24 protein-coding genes and 1 tRNA gene are annotated in these 26,008 nt (G+C 40.2%); 18 read left to right on the forward strand and 7 right to left on the reverse strand.

Going from position 1 to position 26,008, the window contains the following annotated elements:
- Nucleotide 1: 1 nt before the first annotated feature.
- The 7 genes from thrB to ribD are packed head-to-tail and all read left to right on the forward strand — an operon-like array spanning nt 2 to nt 7,341.
- Nucleotides 2-886 (forward strand): homoserine kinase, encoded by an 885-nt coding sequence (thrB, locus tag MTT09_RS02835; RefSeq protein ID WP_429802445.1) that lies wholly within the window; start codon nt 2-4, stop codon nt 884-886.
- Between the two features lie 21 nt (nt 887-907).
- Entirely contained in the window at nt 908-1,162 is a 255-nt protein-coding gene (locus MTT09_RS02840) for a hypothetical protein (protein WP_021085774.1), read from the forward strand.
- Entirely contained in the window at nt 1,149-3,806 is a 2,658-nt protein-coding gene (infB, locus tag MTT09_RS02845; protein ID WP_429802447.1) for a translation initiation factor IF-2, read from the forward strand. The genes MTT09_RS02840 and infB overlap by 14 nt, the downstream gene beginning before the upstream one ends.
- Nucleotides 3,803-4,168 (forward strand): 30S ribosome-binding factor RbfA, encoded by a 366-nt coding sequence (gene rbfA, locus MTT09_RS02850; protein ID WP_004317240.1) that lies wholly within the window; start codon nt 3,803-3,805, stop codon nt 4,166-4,168. The genes infB and rbfA overlap by 4 nt, the downstream gene beginning before the upstream one ends.
- The gene (rimP, locus tag MTT09_RS02855) at nt 4,161-4,577 is read left to right on the forward strand and encodes a ribosome maturation factor RimP (protein ID WP_021089627.1); all 417 of its coding nucleotides are present in this window, start codon (nt 4,161-4,163) and stop codon (nt 4,575-4,577) included. The genes rbfA and rimP overlap by 8 nt, the downstream gene beginning before the upstream one ends.
- Before the next feature lies 1 nt (nt 4,578).
- Entirely contained in the window at nt 4,579-6,228 is a 1,650-nt protein-coding gene (locus MTT09_RS02860; protein ID WP_429802449.1) for a formate--tetrahydrofolate ligase, read from the forward strand.
- Nucleotides 6,229-6,279: 51 nt separating this feature from the next.
- Complete coding sequence (gene ribD, locus MTT09_RS02865; RefSeq protein WP_103609157.1) at nt 6,280-7,341, forward strand: bifunctional diaminohydroxyphosphoribosylaminopyrimidine deaminase/5-amino-6-(5-phosphoribosylamino)uracil reductase RibD; 1,062 nt, start codon at nt 6,280-6,282, stop codon at nt 7,339-7,341.
- Here ribD and MTT09_RS02870 read toward each other — a convergent pair.
- From MTT09_RS02870 to MTT09_RS02880, 3 genes are all read right to left on the reverse strand, one after another.
- A complete protein-coding gene (locus tag MTT09_RS02870) occupies nt 7,338-8,201 on the reverse strand; it encodes a VIT1/CCC1 transporter family protein (protein ID WP_148823275.1) in 864 nt (287 codons plus the stop codon). The genes ribD and MTT09_RS02870 overlap by 4 nt on opposite strands.
- A gap of 60 nt (nt 8,202-8,261) precedes the next feature.
- Nucleotides 8,262-8,346: transfer RNA gene (locus MTT09_RS02875), tRNA-Leu, on the reverse strand.
- Nucleotides 8,347-8,394: 48 nt separating this feature from the next.
- Nucleotides 8,395-8,697: a F0F1 ATP synthase subunit C gene (locus MTT09_RS02880; protein WP_004317263.1), complete on the reverse strand. Its 303-nt coding sequence runs from the start codon at nt 8,695-8,697 to the stop codon at nt 8,395-8,397.
- Between the two features lie 206 nt (nt 8,698-8,903).
- Here MTT09_RS02880 and MTT09_RS02885 point away from each other — a divergent pair, with 206 nt between their 5' ends.
- The 7 genes from MTT09_RS02885 (at nt 8,904) to pckA (ending at nt 18,429) form a co-directional block, all read left to right on the forward strand.
- Complete coding sequence (locus tag MTT09_RS02885; RefSeq protein WP_429802452.1) at nt 8,904-10,250, forward strand: sodium-dependent transporter; 1,347 nt, start codon at nt 8,904-8,906, stop codon at nt 10,248-10,250.
- Nucleotides 10,250-11,581, forward strand: a complete 1,332-nt coding sequence (locus MTT09_RS02890; RefSeq protein ID WP_429802454.1) for a sodium-dependent transporter — start codon at nt 10,250-10,252, stop codon at nt 11,579-11,581. The genes MTT09_RS02885 and MTT09_RS02890 overlap by 1 nt, the downstream gene beginning before the upstream one ends.
- Nucleotides 11,581-12,933 carry a sodium-dependent transporter gene (locus MTT09_RS02895; protein WP_004317243.1) on the forward strand — a complete coding sequence of 451 codons (1,353 nt, stop codon included), beginning with the start codon at nt 11,581-11,583 and terminating at the stop codon, nt 12,931-12,933. The genes MTT09_RS02890 and MTT09_RS02895 overlap by 1 nt, the downstream gene beginning before the upstream one ends.
- Nucleotides 12,926-13,435, forward strand: coding sequence for a TRAP transporter small permease subunit (locus MTT09_RS02900; protein WP_103590069.1), 510 nt, complete (start codon nt 12,926-12,928; stop codon nt 13,433-13,435). The genes MTT09_RS02895 and MTT09_RS02900 overlap by 8 nt, the downstream gene beginning before the upstream one ends.
- The gene (locus MTT09_RS02905; protein WP_429802457.1) at nt 13,435-14,823 is read left to right on the forward strand and encodes a TRAP transporter large permease; all 1,389 of its coding nucleotides are present in this window, start codon (nt 13,435-13,437) and stop codon (nt 14,821-14,823) included. The genes MTT09_RS02900 and MTT09_RS02905 overlap by 1 nt, the downstream gene beginning before the upstream one ends.
- Before the next feature lie 122 nt (nt 14,824-14,945).
- Nucleotides 14,946-16,748 carry a biotin/lipoyl-containing protein gene (locus MTT09_RS02910; RefSeq protein ID WP_429802459.1) on the forward strand — a complete coding sequence of 601 codons (1,803 nt, stop codon included), beginning with the start codon at nt 14,946-14,948 and terminating at the stop codon, nt 16,746-16,748.
- 106 nt (nt 16,749-16,854) lie between these two features.
- A complete protein-coding gene (gene pckA, locus MTT09_RS02915; RefSeq protein WP_201741731.1) occupies nt 16,855-18,429 on the forward strand; it encodes a phosphoenolpyruvate carboxykinase (ATP) in 1,575 nt (524 codons plus the stop codon).
- A 513-nt stretch (nt 18,430-18,942) separates the two neighbouring features.
- Here pckA and MTT09_RS02920 read toward each other — a convergent pair.
- From MTT09_RS02920 to MTT09_RS02935, 4 genes are all read right to left on the reverse strand, one after another.
- The gene (locus tag MTT09_RS02920; protein WP_012001368.1) at nt 18,943-19,635 is read right to left on the reverse strand and encodes an aspartate/glutamate racemase family protein; all 693 of its coding nucleotides are present in this window, start codon (nt 19,633-19,635) and stop codon (nt 18,943-18,945) included.
- Between the two features lie 163 nt (nt 19,636-19,798).
- Complete coding sequence (locus tag MTT09_RS02925; protein ID WP_021084182.1) at nt 19,799-21,154, reverse strand: cation:dicarboxylate symporter family transporter; 1,356 nt, start codon at nt 21,152-21,154, stop codon at nt 19,799-19,801.
- Nucleotides 21,155-21,165: 11 nt separating this feature from the next.
- Complete coding sequence (locus MTT09_RS02930; protein ID WP_021085768.1) at nt 21,166-21,660, reverse strand: peptidylprolyl isomerase; 495 nt, start codon at nt 21,658-21,660, stop codon at nt 21,166-21,168.
- A gap of 11 nt (nt 21,661-21,671) precedes the next feature.
- Nucleotides 21,672-22,379 carry a YebC/PmpR family DNA-binding transcriptional regulator gene (locus MTT09_RS02935; RefSeq protein WP_021093135.1) on the reverse strand — a complete coding sequence of 236 codons (708 nt, stop codon included), beginning with the start codon at nt 22,377-22,379 and terminating at the stop codon, nt 21,672-21,674.
- A 151-nt stretch (nt 22,380-22,530) separates the two neighbouring features.
- Here MTT09_RS02935 and MTT09_RS02940 point away from each other — a divergent pair, with 151 nt between their 5' ends.
- Genes MTT09_RS02940 through MTT09_RS02955 form a run of 4 tightly spaced genes read left to right on the forward strand, consistent with a single transcriptional unit; the run spans nt 22,531 to nt 26,006 of the window.
- On the forward strand, nt 22,531-23,085 hold the full coding sequence (locus MTT09_RS02940) for a GNAT family N-acetyltransferase (protein WP_429802462.1): 555 nt from the start codon (nt 22,531-22,533) through the stop codon (nt 23,083-23,085).
- Nucleotides 23,082-23,285 (forward strand): heavy-metal-associated domain-containing protein, encoded by a 204-nt coding sequence (locus tag MTT09_RS02945; protein WP_149720252.1) that lies wholly within the window; start codon nt 23,082-23,084, stop codon nt 23,283-23,285. The genes MTT09_RS02940 and MTT09_RS02945 overlap by 4 nt, the downstream gene beginning before the upstream one ends.
- A gap of 1 nt (nt 23,286) precedes the next feature.
- Nucleotides 23,287-25,464, forward strand: coding sequence for a heavy metal translocating P-type ATPase (locus MTT09_RS02950; protein ID WP_429802465.1), 2,178 nt, complete (start codon nt 23,287-23,289; stop codon nt 25,462-25,464).
- Nucleotides 25,465-25,466: 2 nt separating this feature from the next.
- Nucleotides 25,467-26,006 (forward strand): hypothetical protein, encoded by a 540-nt coding sequence (locus MTT09_RS02955; RefSeq protein ID WP_429802467.1) that lies wholly within the window; start codon nt 25,467-25,469, stop codon nt 26,004-26,006.
- Nucleotides 26,007-26,008: the final 2 nt, after the last annotated feature.

Genomic DNA, 26,008 nt, shown 5'->3' on the forward strand with positions numbered 1-26,008 from the left:
TTTGAATATCTTAATCCCTGCCACAAGTGCAAATTTAGGACCAGGTTTTGACGCTTTGGGGCTTAGTTTAAAGCTTTTTAATAGCGTAAAGATCGAACCATCTAAATTTAGCTCGGTCTCGATAAATGGCGAGGGAAGCGATAGTGTAAATTTAAAAAGAAACAACATTTTTCTAAGTATTTTCAATGAAATTTTTTTAGAGTTAACTGGCAAAAATGAAAACTTCAGAATAGTTTTTGAAAACAATATCCCATTTTCAAGAGGACTTGGTAGCAGCTCTGCAGTGATCGTTGGAGCCATAGCTTCAGCTTACGAGATGGCTGGATTTAAGGCTAGCAAAAGCGTCGTTTTAAATAAAGCGATCATCTATGAAACCCATCCAGATAATATCTCGCCAGCAGTTCACGGTGGATTTATCAGTGCTATCGTAAAAAATGGCAATGTTTATGCAAATAAAATAAATTTAAGCGATGATATAAAAACGGTTGTTGTCATCCCAAATAAGCCGATGAGTACGGCATCATCAAGACAAATTTTGCCAAAAAACTACACCATGAAAGAGTGCGTAAATAACCTCTCTCACGCTGCATTTTTAACATCTTGTTTTTATGAAAAAAGGTATGATCTTTTAAAGGTAGCAAGTGAAGATATGATGCACGAAGAGCGCAGAATGAGCGCTTTAGAGGAGCTTTTTGAGGTGCGAAAGGTAGCCTATGAAAATGGAGCGCTAATGAGCACGCTTTCAGGCTCAGGCTCAAGCTTTTTAAATATCGCTTATAAAGATGACGCTAAAAATTTACAAGATGTTTTAAAGAGTAAATTTAATGATTTTAGAGTGGAAATTTTTTCATTTGATAACGATGGATACGAAATTACGCAAAGCTAAAAACAAGTTTAAAAAGGTATAATGAATAAAAATAATCCAGTAAGGACATGCGTCGCTTGCAAAGTTAAATTTTCTCAAAACTTGCTAAAAAGATACCGCTTGGTAGGCAAGAATTTAGAGTGCGGCAAAGGAAACGGTCGCAGTTTTTATCTATGTGATGGCTGTTTGCAAAAAGACGACAAAATTTTAAAAAAAATAATTGATAAACAAACTAAAGGTGCCCTCGGACTTGACGCACCGAAGTTAAAGGAGATACTCTTAAATGAGCAATGTTAGGATTTCAGAGATCGCAAATGAGCTTGGCTACCCAAGTAAAGAGATAGTAGAAAAAGCTCAAGAACTAGGCCTAAAGGTCAAAACTCACTCAAATGCTGTGAGCCTTGAAGAGGCTGAAGCAATATATGAATACGTTCAAACTGGCGTAATACCAGATAAATTTAAAAAGAAAAAGAGCGAGCCAAAGGCAAAAAAAGAGTCTAAAAAAGAGGCGGAAAAAGAGCCATCAAAAAAAGAAGAAAAGCCTAAAAATGAGCCTAAAAAGGCAGCTACTAAGGCTGAACCAAAATCTGAAAAGGTAAAAGCAGAGCCTAAAAAAGAGGTTCAAATTTCAGAGGAAAAACCTAAAGCTGAGCCTAAAAAAGAAGAGCCTGTAAAGGTCGAGCAAAAGCCAGCTGAAGCGCCAAAGCCAAAAGAGAGCTTGGCTGATGTGACCCAAAAAAGACGCGGCCTTGTGATAGTTAAAAAGAAAAAAGATTACGAGGCGCCAGCTCCTGTAAAAGAGGAGAAAAAGGCCGAGGCGGCTGTTACTAACATTAGTGATTTTAAGAGTATGTTCTCTGCTAGCGATGAAAATTTGGCTAGAAAAAAGAAAAAAGAGAAAAAAGTAGCAGTTGTAAGCAAAAAAGATAGCGCTGAGAAGATGGACTTGCTTGGCGGAAGCGACTTTGGTGACATCGTGCTTGAAGATGAAGACGTGGTAGTGCTACCTGATTTTAGCTTTAAGACCCCAGCTCCAGCTCCGATGCAAAGGACAAAACAGCCAAGTGCGATGAAGACAACCGTCAATAACACGATAAATTCATTTGGCGAGGGTGGCATACAAAGAAGAGCTAGAAAAAAACACAAAAAGCCTGAAAATAAACAAAATAGCGAAGCTGTAACTTCGATAAATATCCCAAAAGAAATTCGTGTTTATGAATTTGCTGAAAAGCTAAATAAACAGCCAAGCGAGGTCATAGGTAAGCTATTTATGCTTGGTATGATGACAACTAAAAACGACTTTTTGGATGAGGATGCGATAGAAATTTTGGCCGATGAGTTTAATGTCGAGGTAAATATCATTGACGATCAAAAAGAATTTGACTACGTAGCAGCCTACGAGGAGGAGATAAAAGATGATGAAAATCTCCAGCCAAGAGCACCAGTCATAACCATTATGGGTCACGTCGACCACGGCAAAACCTCACTACTTGACTACATAAGAAAGTCTCGCGTAGCAGCAGGCGAGGCTGGTGGCATCACTCAGCACGTGGGCGCTTATATGGTAAATAAAAATGGCAGAAACATCACATTTATCGACACTCCAGGCCACGAGGCATTTACAGCTATGCGTGCAAGGGGTGCTGGTGTAACTGATATAGTTATCATCGTTGTTGCAGCAGATGACGGTGTAAAACCACAGACAAAAGAGGCAGTTAGCCACGCAAAAGCCGCTGGCGTGCCAATAATCATCGCTATAAACAAAATGGATAAAGAGTCAGCAAATCCTGATCTAGTAAAAACTGGTCTTGCTGAGCTTGACATCATGCCAACAGAGTGGGGTGGCAAGTATGAATTTGTGCCGATCTCTGCAAAAACAGGCATGGGCATAGATGATCTACTTGAGATCGTGCTTTTACAAGCTGATCTTTTGGAGCTAAAGGCAAATCCAAAGGCAAATGCAAAAGCTACTGTCATCGAGAGCTCACTTCAAAAAGGCCGTGGTCCAGTAGCTACCATCATCGTTGAAAACGGTACGCTTCATGTCGGAGACACAGTCGTAGCAGGCGTTGCATACGGTAAGATAAGAAGCTTGCTTGATGATCAGGGTAGGGCATTAAAAGAGATAAAACCAGGCGAATGTGGTGTGATAGTAGGCCTTAGCGAGATAGCAGAGGCTGGCGAGACGCTAATAGGCGTAAAAACTGATAAAGAGGCTCGTGAATACGCACAGAAAAAGGCTGAATATATCCGCCAAAAAGAGCTTAGCAAGAGCACGAAAGTTAGTATCGATGAGCTTAGCGCCAAGATCGCTGAGGGTGAGCTAAAAACACTTCCAGTCATCATCAAAGCTGACGTTGGCGGCTCGCTTGAGGCGCTAAAAGCAAGCCTAGAAAAACTAGCAAATGACGAGATCAGAGTAAATGTGATCCACTCAGGTGTTGGCGGCATCACGCAAAGCGACGTTGCACTTGCAAGCGCAAGTAACGATTGTATCATTCTTGGCTTTAACATAAGGCCAACTGGCGAGATAAAAGAGAAGGCAAAAGAGAGCGGCGTCGAGATAAAAACTTACAATGTTATTTATAATCTAATCGACGATGTGAAGGCGATTTTAGGCGGACTAATGTCGCCGATCATCAGAGAAGAGCAGCTTGGTCAAGCTCAGGTTCGCCAAGTGATCCACGTGCCAAAGGTTGGCACTATCGCTGGATGTATCGTCACTGAGGGCACGATAAACAGAGGGGCAAAAATTCGCCTTATTAGAGAAGGTGTGGTCGTTTATGAGGGCTTAGTTAGCTCGCTAAAACGCTTCAAAGATGACGTCAAAGAGGTTGCAAAAGGCTACGAGTGTGGCGTTGGCATCGAGAATTTTAACGACATTAGAGAAAATGATTACATCGAAAGCTTCAAAGAAGTCAAGGAGAAAGCTACTCTATGAACGCTAACGAAATAAAGCGTATGAGAACAGAGAGTGTGCTAAAAGAGCTCATACCAGAGGCTCTAGCCACTCTTGAAGATAGCATTTTAAAGGGACTTTGCGTCACTGATGTCGAGTGCAAAAAGGGCAGATACGACGCCTTTGTCTATCTTGACAAGATGATGTTTGACGAGCGCGAGCAAGAGTATATTTTGGGGCATCTAAAGCGCGTTTGCAGGCACTTGCAAAACCACTGCATGGCGGCTGAGGGCTGGTATAGATGTCCAAATTTTCACTTTAAATTTGATGATAGATTAGAGTATCAAAACCATATGGATAAGTTGTTTGATAAAATTTCAAAGGATTTAAACAAAAATGGATAATTTAGACAAACTAGTACGCGAATGCGGCGTTGAGCTTTACGACAGCGAGATCGCAAATGAAAATGGCAGGGCTATTTTTAGAGTTTATATCACAAAAGATGGCGGAGTGAGCCTTGATGACTGCGAAAAAGTGAGCCGTCTACTCTCGCCTATCTTTGACGTGACACCGCCAGTTAGCGGGGATTATAACCTTGAGGTTAGCTCACCTGGCCTTGAGAGAAAGCTTAGTAAGCCATCTCATTTTAAAGCGAGCGTTGGTGAGCTAGTTAAAGTTCAAACCGAGGCTGAGAAATTTGCAGGAAGGCTTGTAAAAGCGGACGAAGAGAGCATCGCAGTAGAAAACGAAGAGGGAATTTTTGAGATCAACATCAGTGAGATAAAAAAAGCAAAAACATATTTGGAGTGGTAAAATGCTAAGCGACATCGAGATAACTCACCAAACGAAACTTGAACACATCAGTAAAGTTGCCGCAAGACTAGGCTTAAACGAAGACGAGCTTGAGCTTTACGGCAAATTTAAGGCTAAAATTTCCCCTAGACTTGAGCCATCAAACTCAAGGCTTATCTTAGTCACCGCGACTAATCCAACCCCATACGGCGAGGGCAAAACGACTATGTCGATAGGTCTAGCCGACGCACTAAATTTACTTAATAAAAAGGTCTGTCTAGCACTTCGTGAGCCATCTCTTGGGCCAGTTTTTGGCATAAAGGGCGGAGCAGCAGGTGGCGGCTATTCGCAGCTTGCGCCGATGGAGGATCTAAATTTACACTTTACTGGCGATTTTCACGCGATAACATCGGCAAATAACCTCATTTCAGCGATGATAGATAATAGCCTTTATCAAGAAAATCCACTAAAAATCGAGAAAATTTTATGGAAGCGCTGTATGGATATGAACGACCGCGCGCTAAGATTTATCACCGTTGGTCAGGGCGGCAGGACTGATGGCGTGCCAAGAGAAGATGGCTTTAATATAACCGCTGCAAGCGAGATCATGGCTGTGCTTTGTCTGGCAACAAGCCTTTCTGATCTAAAAGAGCGCGTGGCAAACATCATGGTTGCTTACGATAGCGATAAAAAGCCTATCTATGTGCGTGATCTAGGCTGCCAAGACGCTGTTTGCATACTTTTAAAAGATGCGATCAAGCCAAATTTATTTCAAACACTAGAACACACACCTACGCTCGTGCATGGTGGCCCATTTGCAAACATCGCACATGGCTGCAACTCAGTCATCGCAACAAAAACAGCTCTAAATTTAGCCGACTACGTCATCACTGAAGCTGGCTTTGGCTCGGAGCTTGGCGCGGAGAAATTTTTAGATATAAAATGCAGGGTTGCTGAGATTAAACCAAGCGCTGTGGTGCTTGTAAGCACGATCAGATCGCTAAAATATAACGGCGAAGCAAATAAAGACGAGATCACAAAACCAGATATGAATGCCCTTAAAAAAGGTATCGAAAACCTTGGCGGCCACATCGAAAATTTAAAAGGTAAATTTGGTCAAAACGTAGTTGTGGCGCTTAATAAATTTGGCTTTGACACTGATGAAGAGATAAATTTTGTAAAAGAGTACTGCCGTGAGCTTGGCGTAGAAGTGGCAGTTTGCGAGAATTTCTTAAAAGGCGGCAAAGGCGCGCTTGAGCTTGCCGAGCTAGTTTTAAAGGCGTGTGATAAGCCAAGCAAGATAAATTTCACCTACGAGATGAGCGACGATACGAAAACTAAAATAGAAAAGGTCGCTAAAGAAATTTATGGAGCTGGCGAGGTGGTCTTTGAAGAGGCTGCTCTTAAAAAGCTTGAGATGATAAAAGAGCTAAATTTAAGCCATTTGCCAGTTTGTATCGCAAAAACGCAGTATTCATTTAGCGACGATGCGAAGCTTTTGGGTAGAGCAAAGGGCTTTACTTTTAGTGTAAAAGACCTTGACATTAGAACGGGAGCTGGCTTTATCGTCGCGGTTTGCGGTAAGATCATGCTGATGCCAGGACTTCCAAAAGTGCCAGCTGCGGTCAATATGAGGATAGACGCAGACGGCAAGATCGACGGCTTGTCGTAAATTTAAGAAAACACACTGGCAAAGGCTGGTGTGTTTTTTAAAGAGGCATGGATGAACGACGAATTTTACATGGGCCTTGCTTTAAGTGAGGCTTGGAAATTTCAGATCCTGACCTATCCAAATCCAGCCGTTGGATGCCTTGTCCTTGATGAAAATGGGCAAATTTTATCTTGCAAGGCTCATGAAAAGGCTGGATATTTACACGCTGAACCGACAGCGATACTCTTTGCGCTTTGCAAAAAAAGTGAAAAATTTAAAGATGATTTTATAAAAGCGTATAACGCTAAATTTAGCTCTAATATAAAAGAGGGCGAATTTGGCCTTTTAGAGCCAAAATTTACCTACGAATTTATACTAAACAACCACTCAAATTTACTAAAAAATGCAAAAGCCTATGTCACTCTTGAGCCTTGCTCACATCACGGTAAAACGCCACCTTGTGCAAATTTACTAAAAGAGCTTGGTTTTGGTGAGGTTATAATTGGCAGCCACGATGAAAATAAAATAGCAAGTGGCGGCGCTAATTTACTTAAAAGCGCTGGAGTGAAAGTTAAATTTGGCATTTTAAAAGAGCGCTGCGATAAGCTACTTAAGCCATTTTTAGCATATCAAAATGGTGGATTTAGCTTTTTAAAAATCGCCATTAGTAAAAACGGCGTGGCAAGTGGTGGCATCATCACAAATGAGCTTAGTCGCACACATGTGCATAAACTAAGAAGCGTAATAGATACATTGGTGATCGGTGGCAACACAGTGCGGACAGACCGACCAAGGCTCGATACCAGACTTATAAAAAATGGCAAAAACCCAGACGTCATAATCTACTCAAGAGGCGATAAATTTGATAAAACATTGCCACTTTTTAGTGTGCCAAATCGCAAAGTTAGCATTCAAAAAGAGCTAAATTTAAAAGGACTTTGCATGTTTGAAGGAGCTGGCGAGTTTTTAAAACTTGCAAAAGAGGGCAAGCTAGCAAATGTAAAGTGGCTACTTATCTATCAAAGCTCAAATTTCAAAATTGGTGAAAATTTGAGCCTTGATCTAAATTTAAAACCACTTTTTAGTGGGAATTTTGGGGACGATAGTTACACTTGGTATGAAATTTTGGATTAAATATCTAGTCCAAAATAGTGTTTAACCAAAAAGCCGATGCCAAAAGATATTATCGCAACGCCAAAAGTTATCACACACATCTCAATCACTCTTGGTAAAAATTTAAGCTCCTTTGCCACACTTATATAAAAGTTGTAAGTGATGATGGCAACCAGCGCAAAGAAAAACATCGACAAGACGGCGTAAAGACCGCTTGTAAAGATGAAAAATGGAAGTATCAAAAATGCCGTTGTTATGATGTATGAACCGCCTGTGTAGAGCGAGTAGGTAAGTGGTTTGATTTCGTCGCTTGGATTTTCTTTTGACTCGAGATATGCTGAGCCAGCCATAGAGAGTGCAGCTGCCACGCCCATGATAAGGCCTGTTGCGCCAACTGATTTTGTATTTGAAAAGGCAAGCGCGATGCCGCTAAGTGTGCCTGTTAGCTCAACTAAAGCATCATTCATGCCAAGCACGATGCCACCAGCATTTACGAGCTTTGTGTCTTTTAACATTGAGATTAGACTATTTTCGTGGTTCATCTCCTCTTCGTAAATATCACGAGCTTCAGGATATTCATCTACTATGTCAAGATAAAATTTCTCAGCATTTTCTTCGCGTGACTCCATAAATTTTAGAGTAAAAGATGTGCCAAAAATTTTAACAAGTATCGTATAGAAGATGACTTTGAATAAATTTGCACTTCTGCTCTCGCCAGTTATCTTTTGACAAAAAGCATAGTGGCGTCTCTCTTCGGTGATTAATTTGCGAAGTACCTTTTTGTTCTCTTCGACTTTTTCGCTAGCTTCAAGAAGTGAGTATATAGCGGCATCGTCTGCTTCATTTTGCAATTGTTTTAAAGCAAGTCTTTTGTCTAACATAAAATTTTCCTTTTTTATAGCTTAGAAATTTAAGATTTTGATTTAGAAAGAGAGATAAGATGGTGCGATCAGCGAGACTCGAACTCGCACACCTAGCGGCACTACCCCCTCAAGATAGCGTGTCTACCAATTCCACCATGATCGCAAAAAAGAACAAAAGCCCCAAAAGAGGGGCTAAATTTAAGCTTTACGCTTAGCCAAGCATTGGGTTTGCGTAAAGAACGATAAGTGTAATAACAAGTGCGTAGATAACTTGTGCTTCGATCATCGCAAGAGCGATAAACATTGTAGTCATAAGTTTGCTACCTACACCTGGGTTTCTAGCTGTTCCGCTGATAGTTGCAGCAGCTGTGTTACCCATACCTATAGCACCGCCAAGAGCTGCAAGGCCAAGGCCGATACCGCCAGCGATAACTGAATATGATCTGATCATCTCGCCGTCGGCACCAAATGCGAATGCAGCAAGACCAAGAATTAAAAACACGATCTTTTTCATCGTTGCTCCTTTAAAATTTTAAAGCTCTTTCGGATCTGTCCCCTACTTAAACTTTATGAGCCGTAATATTACAAAAACAAAACTTTGTTTCAAATAAAAACACTAAAATTTTAAATTGCCTATAAAAAATTCTTGGCTTAGAAAAATGAAAGTTTTTTTATGCTATCTTTGAAAGAATTTAATTTATTCTTAATCTTAGGTTTTCAATGATAAACGAGAAATTTTCGAAGATAGGCTTTGTCCTTGCGATGGCTGGTTCTGCTGTGGGTCTTGGCAATGCATGGAAATTTCCTACTATGGTGGGAAATAACGGCGGTTCGGCATTTATAATTTTATATTTGCTTCTTACATTTGCTATCGCGTTTGTGGCGTTTTTAGCGGAGCTTAGCATCGGCAAACTTGGCGAAAGCGACATCGTAAGCTCTCTTTATAAGCTCGCTCCAAAAAACAAAAAAGCTTGGTCATTATCTGGCTTTTTCATGATCGGCGCGATACTTATAGCTTCATTTTATATGGTTGTTATTGGCTGGATTTTAAAGTATATCTATCTTAGTTTTTCGCCACTTTTATCTGATACAAAAGCGGCAGGCGAGCAGTTTAACACGCTTTTGTCAAATGATCTAAGCAGTGCCGTGCTTTGCTTTAGCTTAGTTTTTTTAATGGTATTTTTTGCCGTTTCAAAAGGCGTAAAAAGTGGCATAGAAAAGCTAAATATATGGATGATGCCAAGCCTTTTTGTCTTGCTAGTTTGCATGCTTTTTTACGCGCTTAGCATGGGTGATGGCTTTGTGAAGGCGGCTAAATTTTTATTTGTGCCAAATTTTAGTGCGATCACGCCAGATGTTGTCTTACAGGCTCTCGGCCTTGCGTTTTTCTCACTATCTATGGGCGTTGGCGTCATACCGACATACGCTGCAAATTTACCAGAGAAGACAAATTTAATAAAATCAACGCTCTCTATTATCTTTATAAACATCTTAATAGGTATTATGATGGGACTTGTCGTATTTACCTTTATATTTGCTTATGGGGCTGATAGCACGGCGAGTGGTCCGGGCCTTATCTTTATCTCGCTTGTCACACTTTTTGCAAAGCTTGGCATGGTTGGCAACGTTATGGCGGTCGCATTTTTCGTATCGTTATTGTTTGCTGGTATTACGAGCGCGGTTTCGATGATCGAGCCTTTTGCTTATTATTTGGTTAGGAAATTTGAAATTTCAAGAAAAATGGCGCTTCTTTACATCGGCGCTTTTGTCTATATCTTGGGCATCTTTTGCATACTTTCATATTATTCAGACACATCAAGTGCTTTTAGCATTTGTGGTAAGCCGTTTTTTGACGCGCTTGACTTTCTCACATCAAATATCATGATGCCAATAGGCGCTATCGTATTTAGCTTTTTTGTTGGTTATAAACTTAAAAAAGAGAGTTTGTATCTGCTCTTTGGTGATTTTATGGGAAGAGCATTTTTTGAAATTTGGTACTTTTTCTTAAGATATGTCGTGCCAGTTGCCATTTGTGCGATAATGATCTACCAGATGGCAGGTAAATAATGGCAGAGAGATTTAGTAAAATTGGCTTTGTCTTATCGATAATTGGAGCGGCTATCGGCCTTGGCAACGCATGGAAATTTCCATACATGGTCGGCAGCAACGGCGGTTCGGCATTTATCCTTATATATCTATTTTTTGCCTTTGCTGTTGGTCTTAGCATATTTTTTGCTGAGATGGCGATGGGTAAAATTTCACGTCTTGATACTGTTGGAGCGTTTAAAAGCCTAGCTACAAAAGGGGCAAATTCTTGGAAATTTGCCGGTATTATCATGGTGACTGGACTATTTATCGCCTCTTTTTACACGCTCATCATTGGCTGGGTTTTAAAATACGTCATTTTAAGCTTTGGCGAGCTACCTAAAGATATGGCAAGCTCAGAGACGCTTTTTGTAAATTTCACTTCAAATGGCATAGGTGAGCAAATTTTATACTTTAGTATTGCATTTTTTGCCTACTTTTTCATCCTTACAAAAGGCGTAAAAAGCGGCATCGAGCGCATAAATGTCTATCTTATACCAGCTCTTTTTATCCTGCTTTTGCTTATGCTTGGCTACTCTTTTGGCATGGAGGGCTTTGATAAAGCGGCTAAATTTCTACTAGTGCCTGATTTTTCAAAGATAGATCAAGCAGCTGTTTTAAACGCTCTTGGACTTGCCTTTTTTACGATGTGCGTTGGTATCGGCTGCATACTTACTTACTCATCAAGTCTAAGTGATGATACAAATTTATTTACCTCTTCGCTCTATGTCGTCTTTGCGAACATCATAATAAGCGTCATCATCGGCCTTATCGTATTTACATTTACATTTGAGTTTGGCTCAGAGCCATCAAAAGGCGCAGGACTTGCTTTTATCTCGCTACCGACGCTATTTGCTAAGCTTGGCTTGCTTGGAAATTTCTTGGCATTTACATTTTTTATATCACTATTTTTTGCTGGCATCACCTCGGTTATCTCGATGGTTGAGCCATTTATATTTTTCTTAAGCAAAAGCCTAAAATTTAGTAGAAACAAATCGATCCTAATCGTTGCTTGTGTGGTTTATATTTTAGGAATTTTATGTGCATTAAGTGGCACAAGCGAATTTAAAGATGCACTTACATTTTTTGGTAAGAGCTTTTTTGACTTGCTTGATTACCTTAGCTCAAACATCATGCTTCCACTTGGTGGCATCTTGTTTGCAATATTTGTTGGCTACTTTATGAAATTTGAGCTTTTAAAAGAGCTATTTGTGCCTTATATGGGCAAGGTTATATTTAAAATTTGGTATTTTTTAATAAGGTTTGTAGCACCTATTTTAGTCTTAGTGGTGCTAATAAGGGAGATCTCATAATGGCAAAAGAACAATTTTCTAAAATAGGCTATGTCCTAGCAGTCGCTGGATCGGCTGTCGGACTTGGCAATGCATGGAAATTTCCATACATGGTTGGTGAAAACGGCGGTTCGGCGTTTATTATCCTATATCTTTTGATAACTTTTCTAGTCGGCGTGCCTATCTTTATGGCAGAGCTTAGTATCGGTAAGCTTAGCGAGAGCGACAGTGTAAATGCTTTTAGAAAGCTAGCAGCTAAAAATAAAAATTTATGGCAGCTGGTTGGAATTTTAGCCATGGTCACAGCAGCCATCATCTCATCATATTACATCGTGATAATAGGCTGGGTGTTTAAGTATTTTGTCCTATCTTTTTCTGGCTTGCCAAGTGATATAGATAGCTCAAAAGTGATATTTAACGATCTTTTGACACATGGTCTTGGAGAGCAGACGCTTTATTTTGTTATAGCATTTGCAGCTTGCTTTTACATCCTTTCAAAAGGCGTAAAAAGCGGCATAGAGAAGCTAAATGTTTGGATGATGCCAAGCCTATTTATCATGGTTTTGATCATGCTTATATTTTCTATGACGATGGATGGCTTTTCTAAATCAGCCGAGTTTTTGCTCATCCCTGACTTTAGTAAAATTTCATTTAACTCACTCTTGCTGGCTCTTGGACTTGCATTTTGGACGCTATCTCTTGGTATGGCAGCGATCATTACTTATTCAGCTAGCCTAAGCGATGATACAAATTTAGCCACTTCAACGCTAAGTATCGTCTTTATAAATATCGCTCTTGCTATCATGATAGGTCTAGTTATTTTTACCTTTATATTTGAATTTGGAGCTACTCCGTCTCAAGGACCAGGACTTGTCTTTATCTCGCTACCAACGCTCTTTGCTAAGCTTGGTGTGATAGGTCAAATTTTAGCGGTGGCATTTTTTGCTGCACTTATCTTTGCTGGTATCACTTCAGCTATTTCTATCGTTGAGCCATTTGTATTTTTCTTGATCAGAGAGTATGGCATGAGTAGAAGAAAGGCTCTTAGCATAGTTGGAGCTGGGATTTTCATAGTGGGATTTTTATGCCTTTTATCAAATATAGAAAATGTTGGCGATAAATTTATGCTCTTTGGTAAAAATTTCTTTGACTTCCTAGATTTTACCGCTTCAAATATTTTGCTACCAATTAGTGGTATCGGCGGAGCGATATTTGTTGGATATTTTATGAAAAGAGATGCTTTATATGTGCTATTTAGCCCATATATGAGCGATTTTGTATTTAATGCATGGTATTTTTTACTAAGATATGTAGCACCAGTTTGTGTGCTCATTATCATGATAAATGAACTATTAAAGGTTTTTAATGGATAAGATTGAGAGATTTTTTGACAAAGCTGGCGATATAGTCGGCTATATTTGTATGTTTATTATGGCTTTGATGATAATAGACGTATTTTTTAACGTTGTGGCAAGATACTTTTTCTCCTACGGCAACGTTGCATTTCAGGAGCTTGAGTGGCACTTTTTTGCTGTGATATTTCTACTTGGCATGAGCTATGCTCTAAAAGAGGACGCGCACGTCAGAGTTGATATCTTTTATGCTAAATTTTCGCCAAAAAACAAAGCCCTTGTAAATATGCTTGGCACTGTATTTTTTGTCATACCATTTGCGCTTTTGGTTTCAAATTTATCATTTGGATTTGTAGGAGATGCTTATAGCTCAGCAGAGGCTAGCGCAGATCCAGGCGGCCTTACTCACAGATGGATCATAAAAGCGATGATCCCTGTTTCATTTTATGTGCTTGTATTTTTTGCGATTGGCTTTTTTATAAGAAATTTTAACCTTTATAAAAAAGCTAAAAAGGGGGAATAATGGCTGGTTTGATAATGTTTATAGCTGCACTATTGATGCTTGGCATTGGCTTTCCAGTGGCATTTACCTTTGGTGCGGTCGCGATGATATTTGGCATGGTTGGCAGCGTTGTAGAGAGCCTTAGCGATGGCGATGGACTACTCGGCAGTATAGAAGTATTTAAAGATATGTTTAACTTCATGCCTTATAGAATTTTCTCTATCATGGAGAGTAGAATTTTTATAGCAGTTCCACTCTTTGTCTTTATGGGCGTCGTGCTTCAAAAGTCAAAGCTAGCTGAGAGACTGCTTGAGAGTATGGGTATGCTCTTTGGAGAAATCAGAGGCGGTATCGCGATAAGCACCATTTTGGTTGGTGCGCTTCTTGCAGCATCAACTGGCGTCGTAGGAGCTAGCGTCGTTGCTATGGGCGTTATAAGCTTACCTGTAATGCTAAAGTATAAATACGATCAATCCCTTGGTTGTGGTACGATATGTGCTGCTGGTACGCTTGGTCAGATCATCCCTCCTTCTATCGTGCTTATCATCTTGGGCGATATCTTTTCAGTGCCAGTTGGCGAGCTTTTTCACCAAGCCATTGTGCCAGGACTTACGCTAGTTGGGGTTTATATAGTTTATATTTTGATAGTTGCTTATCTTAAACCAGAGGTCGCTCCTATCGTAAAAGATGAGAGTGGCGTTAGTAAATTTAAGCAGATTGTTAGAGCGCTAATTGCGATCTTTCCTCCACTTTTGCTAGTTATTTGTGTGCTAGGATCCATTTTTGCAGGTATTGCTACACCAACTGAAAGCTCAGCATTTGGCTGTGTGGGAGCTATCATCTTAGCAATATTTTATAGGACATTTTCTTTTTCTATGATGAAAGAGGCTTTGGCTGAGAGCGTAAAAACGACAGCTCTAGTCTTTGCCATACTTGTTGGTGCGACTGCCTTTTCTATGGTCTTTAGCTACACTGGAGGCGATGAGATAGTTGAAAATTTCATGACAAATTTACCAGGCGAGAAGTGGGGCTTTATCATCTTTAGTATGGCTGTTATCTTTGTGCTTGGCTTTTTTATCGATTTTGTTGAAATTTCATATATCGTGCTTCCTATCTTGGTGCCAATCGCTGCAAAACTTGGCATAAACCCAGTCTATCTAGCGATCTTGGTTGCTATGAATTTACAAACTTCATTCTTGACGCCGCCATTTGGATTTAGTCTATTTTTCTTAAGATCAGTCGCACCTGCTGAGATAAAAACAGCTGCTATTTATAAAGGTGTAGTGCCTTACATCATCATCCAAGTGGCAGTTTTGGTCTTTTTCTGTGTCTTTTTGATGGAGATAAAGCCGGTGCTAGATGCGAGCCACGGCGGATTATTTAACTTCTTACTCTCACTTTTTAAATGATATAAAAGTTTTTGGTTGTAAAATACCAAAAACAAGCAAAATGGCTAATTTGAGTTTCTGCCCAACTTAGCCATTTTTTATGACCGCTTTTTAGTAAATTTATAAATTTAATGAGGTGAAATATGGCAAAGAAATTTATCGATGTTATGGATACGACCTTTAGAGATGGCTTTCAGTCAGCTTATGGCGCCAGAGTGCTTATGAACGACTTTTTGCCCGCGCTTGAAGCAGCCAAAGAGGCTGGCATAGAGCATTTTGAATTTGGCGGAGGAGCGAGGTTTCAAAGCCTTTATTTTTACCTAAATGAAGACGCTTTTGCGATGATGGATAAATTTAGAAGCATCGTAGGACCAAAAGCAAATCTTCAAACCCTAAGCAGGGGCGTAAATACCGTCACCCTTGACACTGGTAGCCGCGAGCTGATCGACCTTCACGCAAAACTTTTCAAAAAACATGGAACTACTACTATTAGAAATTTTGACGCACTAAATGATGTTGAAAATTTAAAATATTCAGGCGAGAGGATCGCTCATCACGGGCTAAAACACGAAGTCGTCGTTACTATGATGGATTTGCCTAGTGGCTGTGTGGGAGCTCATGATGTTAAATTTTATGAGAAAATTTTAAGAGAAATTTTAGATGCAAATATTCCTTATCACAGCGTTTGCTTCAAAGATGCAAGTGGTACAAGCAGCCCACAAAAGGTCTATGAAACCATAAAAATGGCTAGAAAATTGTTACCAGAAAAAACTCATATCAGACTTCACACGCATGAAACTGCAGGCGTAAGCGTGGCTTGCTATCTTGCAGCGCTTGAAGCTGGTGTCGATGGCATAGATCTAGCCGCAAGCCCAGTAAGTGGTGGTACAAGTCAGCCAGATATCCTAACCATGCTTCACGCAGTAAAAGGTAAAAACTACGATCTTGGCGGCCTTGACGTGGAGAAAATTTTAAAATATGAAAGTGTTTTGAATGATTGTTTAAAAGAGTATTTCTTACCGCCTGAAGCTGTGCAAGTAAGCCCTCTAATACCATTTTCACCGATGCCTGGTGGCGCGCTCACTGCAAATACCCAGATGATGAGAGATAACAACATCTTAGATAAATTCCCAGAGGTCATCCTTGCGATGCGTGAAGTGGTGCAAAAGGGCGGATACGGCACTTCAGTAACTCCTGTTAGCCAGTTTTACTTCCAACAAGCATTTAATAATGTAATGTTTGGCAAGTGGAAAAAGATCGCTGAGGGATACGGCAAAATGGTGCTTGGCTACTTTGGTAAGACCCCAGTTACGCCTGATAAAGAGATCATTAAGCTTGCTAGCGAGCAACTAGGACTAAAACCAACTACAAAACACGCAGTTGATATAGCTGATAAAGATGAGAGCAAGTCACTTGCACATGTAAAAGAAATTTTAAAACAAAATAAGATCAAGGTTACCGAAGAAAACGTCTTTATTGCAGCAGCTTGTAAAGAAAAGGGCATCGCGTTCTTAAAAGGTGAAGCCAAAGTAAATGTAAGAAAAATCGATCCAAATGCCAAAGCAAACGAGGGCAGACAAACTCAAAGCGGCAGATATAGTGTCGTCGTAAATGGCAGCCGCTACAATGTCGAAGTAAGCGAAGGCTTTAACGACAGCATCCAAGTAAAATCGATCACTGAAGTTGAAGGCAAGAGTGTAAAAAGTGCCAAAAGCGCAGCAGCAGGCGCAACAGAAAATGACATCGTCGCAAGCTTGCCAGGCGCTGTGCATAAAATTTTAGTAAGCGCAGGAGACCATGTCAAAAAAGGTCAGGCCATAGTCGTGCTTGAAGCGATGAAGATGGAGATAGAGGTTAAGGCCCCAAAAGATGGCGTCATAGGCTCTATCGAGGTTAGCAAAGGTCAAAGTGTCGCAAACAATCAAGTGGTGGCTAAATTTAAATAAATTTGCCACTTTTAAAAAGATAGTGTTAAGCGAAATTTGATTAACATTTTGATGACTTTTAGGTCAGAATTTATAAAGAAACGAAAATTTAAAAGGAAACAACATGATAAATAAACTAGACGAGCTAGGTCTAAAAGAGATCAAAAAGATAAATCACAATCTAAGCTACGACGAGCTTTTTGAGCTTGAAAAGGCAAACAATGAGGGCAGAGTCTCAAGTAACGGCACATTTATGGTTGATACTGGGATTTTTACAGGCAGAAGCCCAAAAGACAAGTACTTTGTCAAGCAAGATCCAAGCCAAAAATACATCGCTTGGGGAAAGATAAATCAGCCTATCACAAAAGAGCTCTTTGACAAGCTTCTTAAAAAAGCAAAAGAGCAGCTAAGTGGCAAAGAAATTTTCATCCAAGATGCATTTTGTGGAGCTAGCAAAAAGAGCCAAAAATCAGTCCGCTTTGTCACTGAAGTAGCGTGGCAAGCGCACTTTGTAAAAAATATGTTCATCCGCCCAAGTGAAGCGGAGTTGGCTAAATTTGAGCCTGACTTTGTAGTATATAACGCTTGCAAGACAAAAAATGAGGACTACAAGGCTGATGGACTACACTCAGACGTCTTTGTCATCTTTAACGTCGAGGAAAATGTCGCAGTGATCGGTGGCACATGGTACGGTGGCGAGATGAAAAAAGGCATTTTTTCTATGATGAACTACTGGTTGCCACTTGAGGGCAAGCTAAGCATGCACTGCTCTGCAAACGTAGGCGAAAAGGGCGATACGGCGCTATTTTTTGGCCTATCTGGCACTGGTAAAACGACACTTTCAACCGATCCAAAACGCAAACTAATAGGCGATGACGAGCACGGCTGGGACGATGATGGGGTATTTAACTTTGAGGGTGGCTGCTATGCAAAATGTATCAACCTTGATCCGAGCAGCGAGCCAGAAATTTACGCAGCGATCAGGCGTGATGCGCTACTTGAAAACGTCGTGGCTGACGAAAACGGCGTGGTTGATTATAAAGATGGCTCAAAGACTGAAAACACACGCGTGAGCTATCCGATCTATCACATCGATAACTACGAGCCAAGCTCAAGCGCTGGCCATCCAAAAAATATCATCTTTTTAAGCGCTGACGCTTTTGGCGTGCTTCCTCCAGTTGCAAAGCTGACAAAAGAGCAGGCGATGTATTATTTCTTAAGTGGCTACACAGCAAAAGTTGCTGGCACAGAGCGCGGTATCACCGAGCCAGTCGCTACTTTTAGTGCTTGCTTTGGCGAGCCATTTATGCCGCTTCACCCAACTGTCTATGCAAAACTACTTGGTGAGAAGATCGATAAACACGGCGTTAATGTCTATCTTGTAAATACAGGCTGGAGCGGCGGTGCTTACGGCGTTGGCAAGCGTATGAGCATAAAAGCAACACGTGCTTGCATAAATGCGATCCTTGATGGCAGCATCACAAAATGCGAATTTGAAAATTTTGATAAATTTAACTTTGCTATCCCAAAAGAGCTAGATGGTGTCGAGACAAAACTGCTAAATCCAATAAATACATGGACGCACCCAGCTGAGTACAATATTTCACGCGACAAGCTTGCTAAAATGTTTGTTGAAAATTTCAAACGCTATGAAGATGTAAAAGAGGGCGTTGAGTACGCCAAAGCTGGTCCAAAAGCTTAAATTTATAGCCTTGTGGGTAAATCCCTGCAAGGCTTTTTTAAATTTAAACTATCAAATAGCAAAAATTTTAGAGCTATAAAATATAGCTCTTTTTTAAATTTCTAATATAAAATTTAAAACATTTTGCGAAATAGCTCGGTTAAATTTAAATAGACTTTCTAAAATTTCTAACCAAAAGCCACTCTTTATAAGCCTGAAAAATTTAATACAAGTGATCTTTGTAGTTAGAACTAAAATTTAGCCAAAACACTCCAGCTAAATTTAAAGCAAAATACTAAATTTCACTAGATTTTCTAAAGCTTCTCGTTATAAAACCACACTTATTAAGCTCTAAAAATCACCCTTCAGATATCAAAAAATTTTAATTTAAGCAATCTTTACAGTTAGAGCTAAAATTTAGCCAGAACACTCCAGCTAAATTTGATATCAAATTTCTACTATAAAAGTCGCTGTTGTACTTAGTGTAAGTTGCAGTTAAAACAAAAATTTAGCCAGGTATCTGGCTAAATTTAATCAAAATACTCTCTTTTCTAGTCCAAATTCTACGCCAGCTTTTGCTAGCTCAAATGTCGCATCTATAAATTTATACTCGCTGCTGATAAATGGTAAAAACATCGGTATCTCGGTGCAACCTGCGATATAAACGTCAGCTTCAATGTTTGAAAGCACTTCATAAAATACCGGCACATACTCTTCTAGCTTACCAGCTTTGACACCTTTGTAGATGCACTCCATGATGACATCTTGCGTCTCTTTGCTAAAATCCACGCTCTTTAGCCCGCGCTCTTTTAAAATTTGATCATAAACGCCAGCCTTTTTTGTGCCGCTTGTTGCGATGACAGCGATATTTTTAGCGTGTGGATATTTCTTTTGCAAGGCATCTATGGTAACTTTTGCAATGTGCAAAATCTTCACTCCAGCCTCTTTTTCGATGCTTGGAGCAAAGTAGTGAGCTGTGTTACAAGCCATTAGCATCGCCTCGCAGCCTGCATTTTTTAAAAGTTTAGCACTTTGAATTAGCTTTGGAAGCGGACTTTCTCCCTCGCCCATGATAAATTTTGTCCTATCTTCTATCTGTGCGTATGAGTCGATAACGATGTGTAGGTGCTCTTGATCGCAAGTTGCTGGGGTTATATCGATGATCTTCTTGTATAAATCAGCCGTGGCAAGTGGTCCCATGCCGCCTATGATGCCTAATGTCTTCATAACTCCTCCAAATTAAAATTTTCAATAATTATAATATTAGTTTCTATATTTAAAAATAAAATTTCTAAATTTTCATTGGATATTGTAAAAATAGGGGATAAGCACTTTAAGTTTTGAAGTAAATTTTAAGATAAAAAGGGGCGATTGCCCCTTAAAAATTCTATTATGAGTGGAAGTGAAATTCGTCTGGATGGTCTAGTGCGTATCTAAATTTCTCCATATCGACCTTTTTATCCCAGATAGAAACTATCATGCAGCCAACGGCATTGCCGCAAAGGTTACCAACAGCACGCATCTCTGACATAAATTTATCAACGCCAAGTAGCACAGCTACGGTTACGACTGGTATGCCAGTGCTTGGAAGTGCGCTTAGTGTGCCAGCAAGGACGACAAAGCCAGATCCTGTAACGCCAACCGCGCCTTTACTTGTGATCATTAGCACGATTAGTATGCTTATTAGGTGCTCAAAACTTAGCGGGATATTAAATGCTTGAGCTAAGAAGATAACGCTTAGGCTTAGGTAGATGTTGGTGCAGTCAAGGTTAAATGAGTAGCCAGTCGGGATGATAAGGCCAACTGCGCCTCTATTTATACCAGCTGCTTCTAGCTTTTGCATAAGTGGTGCAAGAGCTGTCTCGCTCGAGCTTGTCGCAAAAACGACCAAGACCTCTTTTGAGATAAAGCGCATAAATTTAAAGACATTGACTTTGGCAAAGTAGCAAATGACGCCAAGCACGACAAAGATGAAAAAGCAGCTTGCAAGTGCCATAACAACAAGAAGCTCCATCATACCAAGAAGCGTTCCAATGCCAAATTTACCGATCAAGTAAGCCATCGCTGAAAAGGCTGCCACTGGGCTAAATAGCATAAGCCAAGTAAGTAGCTTTAAGACGTAGTGCTGGATAAATTCAAGCGGTTTTAGGCAAGCTTGCTTTTTATCATGAGCAAGTAGTGAAAGCACGATGGCAACGACTATCGCCATGAAAAGCACTTGAAGTGTGTTTGATTTTATAAATGGATCAAGTATATGCACGTAAGGAAAGATGTCATCTACTGGCACAGCGCCTCTTAAAAGATGAAGCGTATGTGCTAAAAAGCCGCTATTTGCGTCCATGTTGCCAGCTTGAGATGTAAATTTAGCCACGCTTGAGGCGTCAAGCTGGGTGTAGTCAAGGTTCATGCCATGTCCTGGACGAAGCGTCTCGCCAAAGATGATACCAACAGCAAGAGCGAGCGTGCTAACTATCTCAAAGTAGATAAATGCCTTAAGTCCGATGGTGCCAAGATCTTTTAAGCTCTCAAGTCCGACGATGCCTGAGACGATTGTTAAAAAGATGATAGGGCCGATTAAAATTTTAAGGGCTTTTATAAAATAATCAATGCCTGGCTTGCTCGCTATGCCAAGCTCAGGTGCGACCATACCGACGATAACACCGCCAACTATACCTATCACAACCCAAATGGCGAGATTGGTAAATAGTCTCACAAAGAGACTTTTTTGCGTTTTTGCACTCTCCATAAATTCCCCTTTTATAGGCTCTCTTTGATCTCTGCTGAGAGGATCTTGTCGCCTTGTCTGATAGCATCAAGCACCTTTAAGCTCTCGTCATCAACGCACTTTCCAAAGACTGTATGCACGCCGTCAAGATGAGGTTGCTTGCTGTGGCAGATGAAAAACTGCGATCCGCCAGTGTCGCGACCTGCGTGAGCCATGCTAAGGCTGCCACGCTCGTGTTTTACCTTTTGGTTGTCGCATTCGCATTTTATCCTCCAGCCAGGACCGCCTGTGCCTGTGCCATTTGGGCAGCCGCCTTGGATGACGAAATTTGGTATAACTCTGTGGAAATTTAGGCCATTATAAAAGCCTGTTTTTATCAAATGGACAAAATTTGCAACAGCTTGCGGTGCATCCTCGGCAAAAAGCTCAAGTTTGATATCGCCTTTTTCTGTCTTTAAAACCGCAAATTTATCTTTTTTTAGCTCGTCTAAATTTATATCATAAACTTTTAACTCATCAAAACGCATGTTGCTCCTTTTTACTCGATATTTGTATAAACTGCTTGGACGTCATCGTCGTCTTCTAGCTTGTCAAGAAGCCTCTCAACCTCAAGCATTTGCTCTTCATCTAGGCTCACGGTTTGATTTGGTAAGTATTGAAGTGAAGCTTTTTTAACTACTAAATTTAGCTTCTCTATGCCTTCATGAAGTGTGCCAAAATTTGCGTAATCGCCATAAACAAATAGTGCGTTTTCATCTTCTTCGATGTCACTTAGTCCGTAATCAATGAGCTCAAGCTCGATCTCTTCGATATCTGCACTTGGTTTTTCAAGCTCAAAAACGCTCTTTCTTGTAAACATAAAACTAAGGCTGCCACTTGGCAAAATTTCTCCGCCATTTTTGCTAAATATCGCTTTTACATTTGCAACTGTTCTTGTTGGGTTGTCAGTCGCGCACTCAACGATGATTTGCACGCCGTGAGCTGCTTTGCCGTCATAAAAGATAGTCTTGATGTCAGCGCTATCTTTGCCATTTGCTCTTTTTATAGCCGCATCGATGTTATCTTTTGGCATATTTTCAGCTTTTGCTGCTGCGATGGCTGCGCGAAGTTTTGGGTTCATATCTGGATCACATCCGCCATCTTTTGCCGCTACTGTTATAGCCTTTGCAAGTTTTGGAAATACCTTGCTCATCTTATCCCATCTAGCTTCTTTTGCCGCTCTTCGGTACTCAAATGCTCGTCCCATAAATATCCTTAAATAAATTTTTTACGGATTATAACTAAAAAAATTTTATACTTTTTTAAAACATTTTTAGTTTGCCTGCTAAAGCGCTTAATTTGTAAATTTGAGAATAATATTTGGTAAAAATTTAAGCTAAAGGCATATAATCATACCCATGATAAAAAATGCTCAAAAACAAGATGCAAAAATCTGCATAAAACTACTAAATTTAGCGATGGAGGATATCGCCTACAAGCTAAGTGGCTACGACGATCCTGTAAAAAGCGACGAAATTTTAGAGAAATTTTTTAAAAGCGAGACAAACAGACTTAGCTATAAAAATGTCTATGTCTATAAACGTGACGACGTGATCATCGCTGCGATGTGCGCTTACTTTGGCGGTGACGCATGGCAGCTTGATAGAGAAATTTCACAGCATCTAAAGGCTCTTGGCAAAGATGCCCAGATAGAAAAAGAGTGCTTTGATGATGAGTTTTATATAGATAGCATCGCCGTAGATGAGAAATTTAGAAGGCAAGGGCTAGCAAAAGAGCTTATCTTGCACTCATTTGCAAGAGCAAAAGAGCTAGGACATAAAAAGGTTTCGCTGATAGTTGATGTAAATAAGCCAAAAGTTCGTAAATTTTACGAGAGCCTTGGCTTTAAATTTAACACCAAAAAGATCATAAATTTACACGAATACGACCACATGATAAAGGAGATAATATGAAAACATTTGAGGTAAATAATGTGCATTGCCAAAACTGCGCAAACACTATAAAAAACGCACTTGAAGATGACTTTGGCGAGATAAAAGTCGATCTTAGCAAAGAGCCAAGGCAAGTAAGTGTAAATATAAAAGATGGTGATGTAGAGAAATTTAAATCAGAAATGGCTGATCTGGGATTTGACGTGATAAAAGAGCTTTGATATGCCTTTAAAAGTCAAGCTAAATATAGCGGGAATGAGCTGTGTAAATTGCTCAAACGCTATCGAAAAGGTTTCTAAAAAGATAGATGGCGTGCTTGATGCAAATGTAAATTTCGCAAATGCAAGCGGTGAGTTTGTCCTAAAAGACGCCAGCGTGCGTGAAGTTTTAGAGCAAAAGATAAAGAAGCTTGGCTACTTTGTGGCAACAAATATCGATGAATTTGAAGCCAAAAGAGACGAGCATATAACCTCGATAAGAAACAAATTTATATTTGCATTTATCGCAAGCGTCGTGATAATGGCGCTTGAGATGTTCGCACCTCACAATATACTAGTAAATTTACTCATGCTAGTTTTAGCATTTTTGGTGCTAGCTTTTAGTGGCAAAGACTTCTTTACCCACGCCATAGAGGCTGTAAAAAACAAAAACTACGATATGAACGTACTTGTCGCACTTGGAAGCGGCAGTGCCTTTTTGTACTCGCTATTTGCCGTGGCTTTTTCAAATTTTCTCCCAAACGATCTAAAACATATATATGTATCAGGCGTGGCGATGATCATAGCCTTTGTGCTGCTTGGCAAATACCTCGAGGAGCGCTCAAAGGCAAAGGCGGGCGACTACCTAAAGACGCTACTTAAAATTTCACCAAAGACCGCCTTTTTGGTCATGCCAGACGGGCAGAGCAAAGAGGTAAATGTAAATGAGCTAAAAGTAGGGGATATCGTCATCGTAAAAAATGGCTACAACGTCCCAAGCGACGGCGTGATAGTCCAGGGTGGCGCTGAGATCGATGCTTCGATGCTTACAGGAGAGAGCTTGCCTGTTTATAAAGAGGTAGGCGATAGCGTATTTGCCGGCACTCTAAACACAAATGGCTACATAAGCGTCAAGGTAACAAAGAGTTCTTTTGAAAGCTTACTATCTCAAATTTTAAGCTTGTTAAGCGACGCTAGCTCCAAAAAGATGCCTATCGGACGGCTGGCTGATAAGATAGCAAATATCTTTGTGCCAAGCGTCGTGGCGATCTCAGTTCTTACATTTTTAATATGGATAATTTTTAGTGGAAATTTCGCCTATGCTATCTCTTGCGCGATCTGCGTGCTTATCATCTCATGCCCGTGCGCGCTTGGTCTTGCTACGCCAATAGCAATAGTAAGCTCCCTCGCGCGTGGCGCAAAAGCTGGAATTTTGGTTAAAAACCCAGAGGTTTTAGAGCTGATAAAAGATGCTAAATTTGTAGCATTTGATAAAACTGGCACGCTAAGTAAGGGACTAATCAGCGTCAAAAGTTCAAATTTGAGCGAAAAAGAGTTAGAGTTAGTGGCATCTGCTGAAAATTTAAGCGAGCATCCGATCTCAAAAGCGATCGTAAGATATGCAAAACAAAATTGCATAAATTTACAAAAGCTAAATGGCAAATTTCAAAACGTAGTTGGTCAAGGCATCGTCTATGAAGATGAAAGCAATAAGATAATAATAGGCAACGAAAAACTGCTTGCGGCAAACAATATCTTGCTAAATGAAGCTGAAAGTTTGGCGATAAAAGAGGCTACAAATGATGGAAGCGGCGTCATACTTTGCGCAGTCAATCAAAAATTTAGCGGATTTTTAACGCTAAGCGATGAGTTAAAAAATGAGGCAGATAGCGTTATAAACGAGCTTGCAAGGTTAAATTTACAAAGTGTGATCCTCTCAGGCGATGATAAAAAAGTAGTGGCAAATATCGCTAGCAAGCTAAATGTGAGCGAATACTACGCAAATATGCTGCCTGAGGATAAATTTAACAAGGTAAAAGAGCTTATGAGCCGAGGTGGCGTGATCTTCGTGGGAGATGGTATAAACGACTCGCCATCGCTTAAAGAAGCAAGCGTTGGCATCGCTATGAACTCAGGCTCAGACATCGCTAAAGGTGCTGGCGATATCGTGCTTGTAAAAAACGATTTGCGCGGCGTGAGCGGGCTTGTAAAGCTTGCAAATGCGACTATTGCTAACATAAAAGAGAATTTGTTTTGGGCATTTATGTATAACGCCATTTGCATACCAGTGGCTGCTGGCGTGCTTTATCCGGTATTTGGACTGCTTCTAAGTCCAGTTTATGGCTCGATGGCGATGTGCCTAAGCTCGGTCACTGTCGTGCTAAATGCGCTTAGACTTAGATATTTGAAGCTTAAGGATTAAATTTGAGACTTGGAGAGCTTTATAGCGTCGTAGCGGCTGCACTTGCTACAAATTTTAATGGTATCTTGGGTGTCTCATCTTTTATGCGTATCAAAAAGACAAATGCGTGGATAACGCAGACAAAGAGCGATGCGAACATAAAAGGAAATGAGCTTTACGCTAAATTTATCAAAGATGAGAGTAGTGCGGCCTTGTGTGATGATTTTGTCATTTTGAAGGCAAAATTTGAAGCAAGCTACTATTTCTCAAGCGCAAAAGATGATTTGGCACAATTTTACAAGGCTATAAATTTTGAGCCAAAAATGGGTGAGGTTGATAGCATCTCGAATCAGCTCATTTTGATAGCAAATATCTTAAAAAAAGAGGCGACAAAAGAGTCTATGCAGCTTCTTGCTGCTTTTAGCCTCTCTTTTTTCTTGCCATATGCCGAGCAACTTGCAAAAGAGCTTGAACAAAATGCTAGCAGTAACTTCTATAAGTCAATGGGATACTTTTTAGAGGATTTTTGTTTAGTTCTAAGAACTATGATCGGTAAGGCTTAGTC

The organism is Campylobacter concisus (genome assembly GCF_050447505.1).
GTDB classification, from domain to species: domain Bacteria; phylum Campylobacterota; class Campylobacteria; order Campylobacterales; family Campylobacteraceae; genus Campylobacter_A; species Campylobacter_A concisus_BP.